This window comes from Clostridium guangxiense (assembly GCF_021043395.1).
Lineage (GTDB): Bacteria > Bacillota > Clostridia > Clostridiales > Clostridiaceae > Clostridium_S > Clostridium_S guangxiense.
In genome coordinates, this window is record NZ_JAJNKE010000011.1 from 41772 (window position 1) to 55698 (window position 13927).

The window sequence follows — 13927 nt, forward strand, 5'->3', positions numbered from 1 at the left end:
TCCATAACTGTGCTCTGCACTTTGTACTCTAGTTAAAGGAGATAGTGATGAAAGCTGAGATATATGATAAATTAACTGCATTAACAGATGAAGAAATAAAGATTTTAAATGGAGAGCATGAAGTTAATAAGAGCTTGTACACAGATAATAGTAAGTTTGTTATAGATAGTAGTAAATTACTTCCCAAAGGTCAACTAATAGATATTAGAAAACATACAAGATTTATTAATTTTCCTAATCATACACATAACTATATCGAGGTTAGTTATGTGTACGAAGGGTCTCTAATTCAAATAATAGATGGAAGAAAAATAAAGCTTGAAAAAGGTGAAATTATATTTTTAAATCAGTACATTACTCATGAAATAGAAGCTTCGGGTAAAGGAGACATAATAATAAATTTTATAATTAAACCGGAATTTTTTGATTACATATTAACGCTTTTAGGTGATGAAAATGTAATAAGTAAGTTTTTAATAACTACATTATATAAGGATTATGAGGCAGGAGAATATTTATACTTTAAGGTTTCAGAGAAAAAAGAAATTCAAGACCTTCTCACGAAAATAATTACCGAGTTATATGAACTAACTATAATGAGAGATGCAGCAATAAAACTTTTAGTAGGACTTTTATTAGTAGAACTTTCAAGAAATTCGGAGAATATAGAAGTTTATTCCATGAATAATTATGAAAAAATGATAATAATTAGCATTTTTAAATATATTGATGAAAATTATAATAAGGCAACTTTAGGAGAAGCTTCAGAAAAATTAAAGCAGCCTAACTACAAATTAAGCAAGCTAATTAAAAAGCATACGGGTATGACCTTTAAGGAGCTGCTTCAAGAAAAAAGACTCAGTAAGGCTATAGAACTATTACAAATGAGCAGTTATTCTATATCTGAAATCATTGAGCTAGTTGGTTATGAAAATCCAACATATTTTTATAAGATATTTGAAAAAAAGTATGGGGTCACACCAAGAAAATATAATAAGCATTAAAGTTTCTAGTATAAGCTAGAGACTTTTTTATTTTTTTATGTTTGCAAATAAGGATAAAAAATTTAATTCGTTTGGATATTAAAAATAGTGATAAAATGAAATATAATTTAAGCATAAGTAAACGATTAAATCAAAGGAGGAATTATCATGAAAGATGACTTGCCAATTGACATGACTATTTAGAATTGAAGGAATAGGCTTTTATGTAAGTATCCAATTTTAAAAACTAAATGTATTATATCAATTTTTGCAATAAAGAATAAAAAGTAGGAAAATACTTATTTGGATTGAATTGCTTAAAGGAGGAAAATAAAATGATTCGCAAAGGAAGTATAATGAAATTATTTAGTGGATTTGAGGAAGAATATAAGAAACGTCATAGTGAAATTTGGCCTGAAATGGTTGAGATGTTGCGTAAATATGGTGCAAAAAACTATTCTATTTTTTTAGATCCAAAAACAAATTATCTATTTGCTTATGTGGAAATAGAAGATGAAGAATTATGGAACAAAACTGGGGAAACGGAAATTTGCAAGAAATGGTGGGCTTATATGAAAGATATTATGGAGACTAATCTTGATAACAGTCCTGTATCAATTGAATTAAAAGAAGTATTTCATTTAGATTAAATGTAAAGGTTTAGATTGGGGGGATAATAAATGGGAATTAGTAAAGAAAAAAAATCACTTTGGATAGCAACTATTTCAGCATCCATGGCAAATTATATTGATGCAGGTTCCATTGTTGCTGGTGCGGCAGGTTTATCGTTTTGGACTACTTTTCTTCATATGACTGACATACAACTTGGGTTATTGAGTGCTTTTAGTTCAAATGCTGTTTCGGCAGCTATCGGAGCATTAATTGGAGGTAAACTTTGTGATAAATATGGACGTAAATTAATTTACAACTGTTCTATGTTGTTTTATATGGTAGGAATATTGCTTATTGTTTTTGCACAATCGTTTCCTATGTTCTTTATTGGGTATGTAATTGTAGGATTATCAGTTGGTGCTGATATACCAGCATCTTGGACTACTATTGCTGAAGGTGCTCCAGCTAAAAATAGAGCAAAGCATTGTGGTTCGGCACAGCTTGCATGGTCAGCAGGCCCAATTATAGTTTATATTCTTTCAGTTGCATTAGGTGGTTTAGGATTACTTGGCAGTCGTATAGTTTTTGCACATTTATTTTTCGTTGCCCTTTTTACTTGGATAATAAGAAGAGGAGTACCAGAATCAGAATCTTGGAAAGCTGAGCAAAAGAAAGAAAAAGAACTTATAAAAAAAGGGCAAGCATCACAAAAGGTTACTTTCAAACAGTTATTAACAAAAACAAATATTAAATCAATGTTATTTTTAGTTGGAGTTTATTTGTTCTGGAATTTAGCAGCAGGTACAATGGGATTTTTCATGCCATTAATTTATCAAACCGTTGGAAAGGTTTCATCACAAACAGCTAATTTGCTTCAAGCAGGTTTATTTGGAATTACAGCAGTTGGAACTTATTTTGTATTTATGGGCATGGGAGATAAAGTAAGCCGTAGAGGTATTTATGCAGTTTCGTCAATAATGGCAATAGCAGCATGGTCAATATTTTTATTACCATCATCAAGTATGAAACCATTTATGCTTGTAATATTTGTTGTTGTATATGGACTTTCTTGTGGATTTGGTCAGCAACCATTTTATCAATTATGGTCAAGTGAGCTTTTCCCAACAAAATACAGAGGGAGTGCTCAAGGAGTAATGTTCTTTGTTGTTCGTGTAGCACTTGGTATATGGAGTTTTGTAGTGCCAACAATTATGAGTAAATTTGGATTTCAATTAGCAGCAGCATGTATGGTAGGATTCCTTATAATTAGTGCAGTAATTGGAGTTGTATTTGCTCCAAATACTCAAGGAAAAGCACTTGAAGAAATTGAAAAAGAGCGTTATGGTGATGCAGTTTAATATATATTTACAGTAATTAAAACATTAAAATTTTTGTTAAGGACGGGAGGAAAGCCATGGATTATTATTTAGCTATTGACATAGGAGCTTCAAGCGGCAGACATATACTTGGATATATGGAAGGCGGAAAGCTAAAAATAGAGGAAATATATAGATTTGAAAATGGCATAAGTAAAATAGGAGACGAATACTGTTGGGACATTAAAGGCTTATTCAATGAAGTAAAGAACGGTATAAAAAAGTGCAAAGAAATTGGGAAGATACCAATAAGCATAGGAATCGATACCTGGGGAGTAGATTTCGTCCTATTAGATGAAAACGATGATATGCTAGGTAATGCATTGGCATATAGGGATGATAGAACAGAAGGAATGATGGAAGAAGCCTTTAAAAAGATTCCTAAGGACATGCTTTATTTGTACACAGGTATTCAGTTTCAAAGATTTAATACGCTATATCAACTTTTGGCGATAAAGAACAAAAATAAAGAAATTTTAGATAAGGCAAAAACATTTCTAATGATACCGGATTATTTGAATTTTTTGCTTACAGGGAAAAAGGTGAATGAGTACACAGATGCATCCACAACTCAATTAGTTAATTCCTTTGATAGAACCTGGGACAAGAAGATATTAAATGAATTTGGAATAAACAACGATATGTTTCAAGAAATAAAGCTTCCTAAAACAAACCTAGGTGGCTTAAGGAAAGATCTTGTAGAAGAATTTGGATTTGATATGGATGTAATACTTGCAGCAACTCATGATACAGGCTCAGCATTTATCGCATCAGTTTGCAATGATAATGACAGTATTTATTTAAGTTCTGGAACTTGGTCTTTAATAGGAGTTGAAAATCGTTTTCCAATATGTGTTCCACAAGCAATGGATTATAACTTCACTAATGAAGGCGGGATAGATTATAGATACAGATTTTTAAAGAATATTATGGGGCTTTGGGTAATACAAGAGGTTAGAAGAAATTTAAATAGTAAATACTCTTTTGCGGAATTAGTTGATTTAGCAAGAAAGCATTTGGATTTTTCATCAATTATTGATGTAGATGATGACAGATTTTTAAAGCCAGAAAACATGATAGATGAAATAAAGTTATATTGCAGCGAAACGAAACAGAAGGTCCCAGAGGAAGTTGGAGAAATAGCAATTTGCGTATTTAACAGCTTGGCTCATAGCTATAAAAAGGCGGTAACTTCCCTAGAAGAAATATTTGAGAAGAAATTTAAAAGAATAAATATTTTTGGTGGTGGCTGCAAAAACAATCTTTTAAATGAAATAGTTTCAAATATAACAGAGAAAGAAGTAATTGCAGGTCCATCAGAGGCAACAGCTGTAGGAAATATTGCAGCTCAATTTATAAGTTCAGGTACTTTTAAAGACTTAAGTGAAGCAAGACAAGTTATAAAAGACTCATTTGATATAAAAAAATTTGGTCCAATTAAAGTGAAATCAAGATGAAACTTAAGTTATGCATGTTCCAAAATGTAAATCTTCAGGACATTATGGTACATGTGTAGCTTAATAGTTGAATTGGTTTCATCATAAAATAGGAGGTTAAGAGCATGAATATAAAAGAAAAATATGAAGCAGCTAAAAGTGAATATGAAAGATGGGGAATAGATGTAGATAAGGTGTTAGAAGATCTTAAAAAGGTTAAAGTATCTATACATTGCTGGCAAGGTGATGATGTTATAGGCTTTGAGGCTAATCAGCAGGAACTTTCAGGCGGAATAGCGACTACTGGTAATTATCCAGGAAAAGCAAGAACACCAGAAGAATTAAGAGCAGATTTAGATAAAGCACTTAGCTTGATTCCAGGAAAGCATAAAGTAAACTTACATGCTATATATGCAGAAACAAATGGAGAAGTAGTTGAAAGAGATGAAATAAAGCCAGAGTACTTTAAAAATTGGGTTAAATGGGCAAAAGAAAGAGGACTAGGTTTAGATTTTAATCCAACAATATTTTCTCATCCAAAGGCCTCCGATGGTTTAACACTTTCTCATCCAGATAAAGAAATTAGAGATTTTTGGATAAGACACAGCATTGCATCAAGAAAAATTGGAGAATACTTTGGTAGAGAACTTGGTCAACCATGCCTTACAAATTTATGGATTCCAGATGGCTACAAGGACATACCAAGTGATAGATTAGGACCAAGAAAGAGACTTAAGGAATCACTAGAAGAAATATACAAGGAAAAAATAGATCCAAAATATAATTTAGACTCTGTGGAATCAAAGGTGTTTGGTATAGGAGCAGAAGCTTACACAGTAGGTTCAAGTGAATTTTATATAAATTTTGCAGCTAGAAATGGATTATTACCTTTAATGGATACAGGACATTATCATCCAACAGAAGTTGTTTCAGATAAAATTTCTTCAATGCTTTTATTTTTCGACAAAGTTGCATTACATGTAAGCAGACCAGTACGTTGGGATAGTGACCATGTTATAGTTTTAGATGATGAACTTAAAGAAATTGCCAAGGAAATAGTTAGAAATGATGCTTTAGATAGAGTAATAATAGGCTTAGATTTCTTTGATGCAAGTATTAACAGAATAGCAGCATGGACAATTGGCGCAAGAAATATGATAAAAGCATTACTCTTTGCAATGTTAATGCCAAATGAAAAATTAAAAGAGTTACAGGATGAAGGCAACTTTACTGAAAGATTAGCCTTAATGGAAGAATTCAAAACTTATCCAATGTGTGACATATGGAATTACTATTGTGAAATTAACAATGTACCAGTTAAAGAAAACTGGCTTTCTGAAGTAAAGACATATGAAAAAGAAGTATTATCAAAAAGAAAGTAGGTCTTAAATATGAAAATTGAAGAACTAGATTTTGTAAAAAATTATATAAGAATTACTCAAGATGCATGGCTTAAAGGTTGGCATGAACGTAATGGTGGAAATTTCTCATATAGAATAGCTGAAGATGAAGTAAAACAGTTAGATGGGTTAATTGATGAATCAGGAGAATTTACTCCAATTGGAGTATCTGTTCCAAACTTAGCCAATGAGTATTTTTTAGTTACTGGAAGTGGAAAATTTTTAAGAAATGTAATTTTAGATCCAGAAGCAAATATTGGTATAGCTAAAATAGATGAAAAAGGGGAAAATTACAAAATTGTTTGGGGACTTATAAATGGTGCAAGGCCAACAAGTGAATTTCCATCACATCTTATGAGTCACTCAGTTAAAAAAGAAGTGACCAATGGAAAGAACAGAGTTATCCTTCATTCACATACTACAAACATCATTGCATTAACTTTTGTTTTACCACTAGATAGCAAGATATTTACAAGAGAATTATGGGAAATGGCTACAGAATGTCCAGTTGTATTCCCATCAGGAGTAGGTGTTGTGCCTTGGATGGTACCAGGCGGGTCTGCAATAGCTAAAGCAACAAGTGATCTAATGAGAGAATTTGATGTAGTAATTTGGGCGCATCATGGAACTTTCGTTTCTGGCGAAACTTTAGATTTAGCTTTTGGACTTATGGATACAGCAGAAAAATCAGCTGAGATTTTAGTAAAAGTATTGTCTATGGGTGGAAAAAGACAGACAATAACTGCTGATAATTTTAGAGATCTTGCTAAGGATTTCAAGGTTACTTTACCAGAGAAATTCTTATATGAAAAATAATTAAAGGGAGTGTGTTTTAAATGATAAATCGTATAGTACTTAATGAAATGTCATATTTTGGGCAAGAAGCTATTAGCGCAATTCCTGAAGAAGTTAAAAGCAGACAATTTAAAAAGGCTTTTGTAGTTACAGACAAAGACTTAATTAAATTTAATGTTGCTCAAAAGGTAACAAAAACATTAGAAGCTGCGGGAATACCTTTTGAAATTTATGATAATGTAAAACCAAATCCAACAACAGAAAATGTTTTAACAGGAGTTAAAGCTTATGCAGCTTCAGGAGCAGATTTTCTTTTAGCAATCGGCGGAGGTTCTTCAATGGACACTGCAAAAGCTATAGGTATAATAACAAACAACCCTGAATTTTCAGATGTTGTATCTCTTGAAGGAGTAGCTGCAACTAAAAATAAATCTGTGCCAATAATAGCCGTTCCAACAACAGCAGGAACAGCAGCAGAAGTTACAATAAACTATGTAATTACAGATGAAAAAGCTGTAAAGAAAATGGTATGCGTTGATCCTAAAGACATTCCAATACTTGCAATAATTGATCCTGAAATGATGTCTTCTATGCCAAAGGGACTTACAGCTGCAACAGGTATGGATGCATTGACTCATGCAATAGAAGGGTATATAACAAAAGGAGCATGGGTGCTTACAGATACTTTTGAATTAAAGGCAATAGAGCTCATTGCAAAGCATCTAGAAAAGGCAGTGTTTGAACCTACTAACATGGAAGCAAGAGAGAACATGGGTGTAGCGGAGTATATGGCAGGAATGGGCTTCTCAAATGTTGGACTTGGAATAGTTCATTCAATGGCACACTCCTTAGGTGCCGTATATGATACTCCACACGGCGTTGCAAATGCGCTATTGCTCCCTTATGTAATGGAATATAATGCTCCAGCAACAGGAGAAAAATATAAAGAAGTAGCTCGCCAAATGGGAGTAAAGGATGTTGACAGTATGAGCGCTGATGAATATAGAAAAGCAGCTGTTGATGCAGTAGTAGCTTTATCCAAAAAAATAGGAATTCCTCAAAAATTAAATGAAATTGGAGCAAAAGAAGAGGATTTAGAAAAGCTAGCTAAATTAGCTTATAACGATGTTTGTACACCGGGAAATCCAAGAGATACTTCTGTAGAAGAAATTCTTGAAATATATAAAAAAGCATTTTAGCATATTGATTAAAAAAACCGTTGCATTAATTGTAGCGGTTTTTTGTATAGAGGTATGTTGCATATTTTCCTATAAAGTGGCGTACATATCATTTGATTAGAATTAATAAAAATATTTTTTTAATTTGCTACAAGCATTTTCTTTTACTATAGATAAACCGCTTCAACTATTGAAATTTATGTGCACCATAATGCCCAGAAGACGGTATTTTGTTACAAATAAATTTCAAGTTTCAAGGTGGTTTATCTTTAGTAGGAACATAATATTATTCCTTTTATTACGAGAGATGATGAAGAATGGTTAAGAAAAAGCCACCAAAGAAAGTTTATTAATGATGCTGAACATGTTATGCGATTATATTTATAAAAGTTAGGCATATATACGAGGAGTGTAATTATATGTTTTTGTTATTAAATTGTGTTAAAATATAACGTAATATGTATACACAAATTAAATTCTAAAAGGAGGTAGAAAACATGAAAGAAATAGTATTTGCCGGAGGATGCTTTTGGGGTGTCGAGGCATATTTCAATACGATTGATGGGGTTGTAAGTACAAAGGTTGGATACGCAAATGGAAATACAGAAAATCCAACTTATGAGAAAGTCTGTGAAAACACAACTGGATATGCTGAAGCCTGCTATATCGAATATGATGAGAATGCTGTTAAACTGGAAAAACTTTTACAAGCATACTGGAAGGTAATAGATCCAACTATAAAAGACAGACAAGGACATGACAAAGGAACTCAATATCGTACTGGAGTATATTACATAGATGAAAGTGATTTAGATGTTATATTAAAGTCTAAGAATGAAGAGCAGAAGAAATATGAAAAACCTATAGTAACTGAAATTTTGCCTTTAAAGAATTTTTACAATGCAGAAGAGTATCATCAAAAATATTTAGACAAAAATCCTAATGGATATTGTCATATTCCAAAAGAATTATTGAAAAAACATTAAAAAATATCATAAAGTTTAAACTGAATTCCAGGTAATTTGTTGTTGCCTGGAATTATTCGTATTTTACGTAGACCCCTTGAGTAAACTTGTAATAATGTAACTAATTTGTAATAAAAAAAGCTGTTTTTTTGTAACAAACTGTACTAAATAAGGTGTAATATTATAGTGTAGGCATTATAAATTTATAAGGGGTAATCACAATATGAAAAATGTAGTCGCAAATAGAAGGCTAGATAGAAGAAAAGTATTTTTTACACGTATAAGTTTTATATTTTTAATGATTTTGTTTGTTTCAGCATTAACAGTTTCTTTTACAAAAAGAAAAATTGAGACAAACTCTTATTTATCAAATAAAGTAGTTAACAGTACAAAGAAGCATAAACCCAGTAGTGTAAAAAAGAGCGTTGTAGTTTTAAAAAATCAAATATCTAATTCTGGAACAAGAGTGGAAGATGTATATAAGGAAGATGGTAAAAAAACTGCTTATTTGACCTTTGATGATGGTCCGTCTACAACTGTTACACCAAGGATATTAGATACTTTAAAAGCAAATGGTGTACATGCTACATTCTTTCTAATGGGGCAAAATATAGAGAGAAATAGTGAAAGTAAAGAATTAGTTAAAAGAATTTATAATGAGGAAAATGCTATAGGAGATCATACGTATAGCCATAGCTTAAAAAAGTTGTATCCTCATAATCTTCTTGATGTGAGTGCTTTTATGAGTGAAGTTGACGAAACTCAAAATATATTAAAAAATATTTTAGGACCAACATTTTTTACAAGGATTATAAGAATGCCTGGTGGATATATGTCTAGAAAATATTATAAAGATCCAAATTTAATTGAATTTGATAACATACTTAAACAGAGAAATATGGTAAACATAGATTGGAATGCATATGATTTTGACGCTGAAGGAAGAAAAAGATATGCTGGTGAATTGCTTGATAAAGTGAAAAATACAGTTAAAGGTAAAAACAAGGTTGTTATATTAATGCATGATACCTATGGGAAAGAAGAAACTGCAAAGGCTTTACCGGATATTATACAGTATTTAAAAGAGCAAGGGTATGAATTTGGCACGTTAAAATAGCTGTGGCTTAAAAGAATATAAGGAATAATATTTATATTTTTGAATACCATTATAATGAAAGCTTGTTTAGGAAGTGGCTTAGTTGGAAGCCAATATAATTCTTGTAATAATTCTTGCCATATCAATACTAGGCAAGGCAAATTCAGTAGCAGTCGGGGTAGCAATTCTCTTGATATTAAAGCTGCTTAATCTTGATAAATATGTTTTCCCTACATTAAATGATAAAGGAGTTTTTTGGGCACTTGTATTGCTTATAGCAGCTATACTTATTCCTATTGCAAATGGACAAATAACTGCAACTAATATTAGGGGAAACTTGTTATCATGGATTGGTGTGGTAGCTCTTATTCTTTCATTTCTTACTACTTATTTAAGCGGACTTGGATTACAGTATTTAACTGTAAAAGGAAATAGCGACGTTATGCCGGCACTAATTATTGGTTCTGTTGCGGCCGCAGCTTTTCTTAAAGGAGTTCCTGTAGGTCCTTTAATTACTTCTGGGATGCTTGCAGTAGTAGTAAAACTAATTCATAAATCATAAAAATTGCGAAGTAATACTGCTTTGTAACATTAAAAAAATTCTATAAATCTAAGGTAGAAAAATCGTAAAACCCTAAGATATTTCAATAACTCGCATACACTCAGACAGATTGAAATATCTAAGTATTTTACGATTTTTCTACCAAGATTTATTAGAATTTTTTTAAATCGTTCCTTCAGCAGTATTACTTCGTTTTCACAGTAGTACAAGGAAAAACTTCATCTGTGCCTACGTGATTTTATGTCTGAAGCTTTGTAATTACTTAAGTTTTTATAATACATTATCTAGATCTAGATAAAGATTTATATTCCTTAACCTTAAATGATCTTTGTTTTTCTTGAAACACCTTTGTATTAAAATTATATATTATTGCTATTTCGTATCTTTTATATGTATGATATAATTATTGTAAATATATATGTTTTCTATGATATCTATGTAAAGAATTTTGAGAAAATTCTGATATGATAAACATAGTGTTATTAGTTGCAGAGAATGGAGTGATGCTTAGTGTTAAAAAAACATATTGATACGTATTATTACATCGTAAGGCTTTTTTTTATATTACTAGGAGTGGTGTTAGCATCCGTTGGGTTAGAAATATTTTTAATACCAAACGATATAATTGATGGTGGGGTTGTTGGGATATCCATTATGACAAGTTATTTAACAAACCTACCACTTGGACTATTTACTTTCCTATTAAACGTGCCATTTTTTATTTTGGGATATAAGCAAATAGGAAAAACTTTTGCATTTCTTTCAGCATTTTCTGTAGTTGCTTTATCTATAGGTGTATCCATATTAAAGCCTATTCCAGGAATTACTCACGATATACTTCTTGCGTCAGTTTTTGGAGGAGTTATATTAGGAATTGGAGTAGGACTTATAATAAGAAATGGCGGCTCTCTAGATGGTACAGAAATGGTTGCTATAATTCTTGATAAAAGAATCAGCTTCTCTATTGGAGAAATAGTGATGTTTTTTAATGTGTTTATATTGACCAGTGCAGGTTTTATATTCGGATGGGATAGGGCAATGTATTCTCTTATAACTTATTTTATTGAATTTAAGGTGATAGATATTATTGTGGAAGGTGTAGATGAATCAAAGTCTGTTATGATAATTTCAGATAAACATAAAGATATTCTTTCTGCTATAAATGCCAGACTTGGTAGAGGGGTAACCATTCTTGATGGTAGAGGTGGTTATAGGGGAGTTCAGACTAATGTTTTATATACTGTTGTATCCAGGCTTGAAGTCTCTAAGCTTAAAAGAATAGTTCATGATCTTGATGAGAAGGCACTTGTTACAATAGGGAATGTTGAAGTTGCTGGTAAGAAATATAAAAAGAGAGCAATACATTAGCGAAGTAATAGTGCTTTGCTTCCACGGTGGTGCAAGGAAAAAATTCCTCCGTGCCTTATGATTAATCAATTGGAGCCAATTTTTAATATAGATTGAATTTATAGAATTAAAAAATGTGAAGTAGGTTAATTTGCTTCACATTTTTTCTATATATTACTAAAAGGGTTTGAAAAATTAAAGAGTTCAATAAGTTTTTTATTCAAGTCCTAATTTTTTTCTTCTATCGATTATAATTTTCTCAAGCTCATCAGCAGCTTTAGTAACATCATCTTCAATTATTAATCTTCCACCAGTTATCCCTTCAAGGTCTTCAGTTAAAAGCTTTGAAACAACTGGACTTCCATCTATAAATGGAGATATTGCAAGATGGAGAGGTAATCCCAGTGAAAGACCAAAGGCTCCATCAGCAAGAGCTTGTTCTTCAAGCCACTGTGGTGCAGAAAGTACAAGTGGAAGCTGAGGAATATCTATTCCAAGATAATCGGCAAGTTCAGTTGCCACTATCTCAAGTCTTCCAATTGCAAGGCAAGGTCCAAAATTAAGTACAGGAGGAATTCCAAGTGCCTTACATACTTCTTTCAGACTGTCACCAGCAAGTTCAGCAGCAGAAGGTGACATTAAACCTACATTTTCAAGACCGCCGCTTGAACATCCAGCAGATAATACTATTATATTTCTCTTTATGAGTTCTTTTGTGAGCTCTACTGTAAACACATCATGTCCCTTTGCAGTTAGATTTGAGCAGCCAACAACGCCGGCCACACCTTTAATTTTTCCAGAAGCAATTAAATCAACAAGAGGTTTCCAGGTACCGCCAAGAAAATCTTTAAGGGATTTTTCACTGACTCCAGTTACAACATCGTCATATCCATGGTCTTCTGGTATATTAATAGTTACATCTTTTCTTCTCTTTGAGTAATTTTTTAATGCTTCATCAATTATTGTACTTGATATATTTTCACGTTCTTCAAAAGAGTAATTTATAAAATCTGCATTTGCTTTTTTAGCTACATCATCTACACATATCATTTTAACTTCAAATTCATCTGCAATTGGCTCGATTCCAGGAAGAGTACAATTAAATTCAGATAAAATAAGGTCTATTCCTCCAGTTGCAATCAATGCTTCACTTGTAAAGTTGTTGCCCGCATGACCAGAAAATACTTCCTTATAGTGTTCTCCTCTAAGCTGCAAATCTTGACCAACACAAGTACAGCCAACTATTTTAAAGCCTTTTGCTCCTGCTTTTTTTGCCATTTCAGTTACATCTTTATCTATAAGGCGCTCTTGAAGATGAGATATCATTGAATGTTGATGTCCTGTTATCATGATATTTATATAATCTGGATCTACAACCTTGAAGCCAACCTTTGCCTGACGTATAACGGGTTCTCCTAAAATAACATCATTTAATAGGTTAGTTAAAGTAAGCCCATATAAACCTGTTGAAATTCCAAGTTTTAAGCAATTTACTGTCATGTCAATGGGGTCACTGTTTAAGTTTGTTGAAGTTTTTACTATAGCATCAAATACCTCAGATTTTGCTCCACCAGGAAGTATATTAAGTTCAGTCCATTTTTTAAATCTTGGGGCATAAGCCATTTTTTCTATAAGCTCTGTTTTTTCAAATGTTGGTTTATAAAGATCAGCTAAAACTTTATCAGCTATGAGTGCAGCTTTCTTGTGGGGGTCTTCTTCTTTAATTTCAAATATACCCGCTAATTTGTTTAGAGTGTACATACCTTTGATTTCTTTTTTATTTTCTCCGATTGCCTTTAAGTTTCTTGCAGTAGTTTCAACTACATGAACATAGCAGCCTGTTCCTGCAGCAACAGCCCTTAGAAAATTTCTTGCAACTATTGTGTTAGCATCTGCGCCACAAATACCTCTTGGGGATTTTGGTGTGATCCTACAAGGTCCATTAGCGCATAATTTGCAGCACACACCTTCCTTACCAAATTTACATTTAGCCTTTTGACTTTCAACCCTATGTTCGGAAGTTTCTACATTTAAATTACATATAAAATTATGAAGTTTTGAGTCTGCGTCAGCACAGACATTACAGTTTTCACATTTACTCATTATTAATATTCCTCCTTGAAACAATACCTTTTTAGTATAGTTTTTGATTTATATAAAACCAAGCTTAGTGGGTG

Annotated in this window: 12 protein-coding genes; 11 read left to right on the forward strand and 1 reads right to left on the reverse strand. The window is 32.1% G+C overall.

The features are described from left to right. Positions 1–47 precede the first annotated feature (47 nt). From LQK79_RS08740 to LQK79_RS08790, 11 genes are all read left to right on the forward strand, one after another. Positions 48–1004 carry an AraC family transcriptional regulator gene (locus LQK79_RS08740; protein WP_053241981.1) on the forward strand — a complete coding sequence of 319 codons (957 nt, stop codon included), beginning with the start codon at positions 48–50 and terminating at the stop codon, positions 1002–1004. A gap of 314 nt (positions 1005–1318) precedes the next feature. After that, entirely contained in the window at positions 1319–1633 is a 315-nt protein-coding gene (rhaM, locus tag LQK79_RS08745; RefSeq protein ID WP_053241982.1) for an L-rhamnose mutarotase, read from the forward strand. Between the two features lie 30 nt (positions 1634–1663). Next, entirely contained in the window at positions 1664–2953 is a 1290-nt protein-coding gene (locus LQK79_RS08750) for an MFS transporter (RefSeq protein WP_231016235.1), read from the forward strand. Between the two features lie 56 nt (positions 2954–3009). Next, positions 3010–4428 carry a rhamnulokinase gene (gene rhaB, locus LQK79_RS08755; protein ID WP_231016236.1) on the forward strand — a complete coding sequence of 473 codons (1419 nt, stop codon included), beginning with the start codon at positions 3010–3012 and terminating at the stop codon, positions 4426–4428. A 104-nt stretch (positions 4429–4532) separates the two neighbouring features. Then, positions 4533–5789, forward strand: coding sequence for an L-rhamnose isomerase (gene rhaA, locus LQK79_RS08760; RefSeq protein WP_231016237.1), 1257 nt, complete (start codon positions 4533–4535; stop codon positions 5787–5789). 9 nt (positions 5790–5798) lie between these two features. After that, complete coding sequence (gene rhaD / locus LQK79_RS08765) at positions 5799–6623, forward strand: rhamnulose-1-phosphate aldolase (RefSeq protein ID WP_053241985.1); 825 nt, start codon at positions 5799–5801, stop codon at positions 6621–6623. A gap of 20 nt (positions 6624–6643) precedes the next feature. Beyond that, a complete protein-coding gene (fucO, locus tag LQK79_RS08770; protein ID WP_231016238.1) occupies positions 6644–7801 on the forward strand; it encodes a lactaldehyde reductase in 1158 nt (385 codons plus the stop codon). A 476-nt stretch (positions 7802–8277) separates the two neighbouring features. Further along, positions 8278–8766 carry a peptide-methionine (S)-S-oxide reductase MsrA gene (gene msrA, locus LQK79_RS08775; protein ID WP_053241987.1) on the forward strand — a complete coding sequence of 163 codons (489 nt, stop codon included), beginning with the start codon at positions 8278–8280 and terminating at the stop codon, positions 8764–8766. A 202-nt stretch (positions 8767–8968) separates the two neighbouring features. Further along, on the forward strand, positions 8969–9862 hold the full coding sequence (locus LQK79_RS08780; RefSeq protein ID WP_231016239.1) for a polysaccharide deacetylase family protein: 894 nt from the start codon (positions 8969–8971) through the stop codon (positions 9860–9862). An 82-nt stretch (positions 9863–9944) separates the two neighbouring features. After that, on the forward strand, positions 9945–10403 hold the full coding sequence (locus tag LQK79_RS08785) for a DUF441 domain-containing protein (protein WP_053241989.1): 459 nt from the start codon (positions 9945–9947) through the stop codon (positions 10401–10403). A gap of 510 nt (positions 10404–10913) precedes the next feature. Continuing rightward, entirely contained in the window at positions 10914–11771 is an 858-nt protein-coding gene (locus LQK79_RS08790; protein WP_231016240.1) for a YitT family protein, read from the forward strand. A 195-nt stretch (positions 11772–11966) separates the two neighbouring features. Here LQK79_RS08790 and cooS read toward each other — a convergent pair whose 3' ends face one another. Then, positions 11967–13853: an anaerobic carbon-monoxide dehydrogenase catalytic subunit gene (gene cooS, locus LQK79_RS08795; RefSeq protein WP_231016241.1), complete on the reverse strand. Its 1887-nt coding sequence runs from the start codon at positions 13851–13853 to the stop codon at positions 11967–11969. Between the last annotated feature and the right edge of the window lie 74 nt (positions 13854–13927).

Bases quoted from the DNA above. Each gene is read 5' to 3' on its own strand.
- LQK79_RS08740 (WP_053241981.1), top strand. From the start codon at position 48: ATGAAAGCTGAGATATATGATAAATTAACTGCATTAACAGATGAAGAA.
- rhaM (WP_053241982.1), top strand. From the start codon at position 1,319: ATGATTCGCAAAGGAAGTATAATGAAATTATTTAGTGGATTTGAGGAA.
- LQK79_RS08750 (WP_231016235.1), top strand. From the start codon at position 1,664: ATGGGAATTAGTAAAGAAAAAAAATCACTTTGGATAGCAACTATTTCA.
- rhaB (WP_231016236.1), top strand. From the start codon at position 3,010: ATGGATTATTATTTAGCTATTGACATAGGAGCTTCAAGCGGCAGACAT.
- rhaA (WP_231016237.1), top strand. From the start codon at position 4,533: ATGAATATAAAAGAAAAATATGAAGCAGCTAAAAGTGAATATGAAAGA.
- rhaD (WP_053241985.1), top strand. From the start codon at position 5,799: ATGAAAATTGAAGAACTAGATTTTGTAAAAAATTATATAAGAATTACT.
- fucO (WP_231016238.1), top strand. From the start codon at position 6,644: ATGATAAATCGTATAGTACTTAATGAAATGTCATATTTTGGGCAAGAA.
- msrA (WP_053241987.1), top strand. From the start codon at position 8,278: ATGAAAGAAATAGTATTTGCCGGAGGATGCTTTTGGGGTGTCGAGGCA.
- LQK79_RS08780 (WP_231016239.1), top strand. From the start codon at position 8,969: ATGAAAAATGTAGTCGCAAATAGAAGGCTAGATAGAAGAAAAGTATTT.
- cooS (WP_231016241.1), bottom strand. From the start codon at position 13,853: ATGAGTAAATGTGAAAACTGTAATGTCTGTGCTGACGCAGACTCAAAA.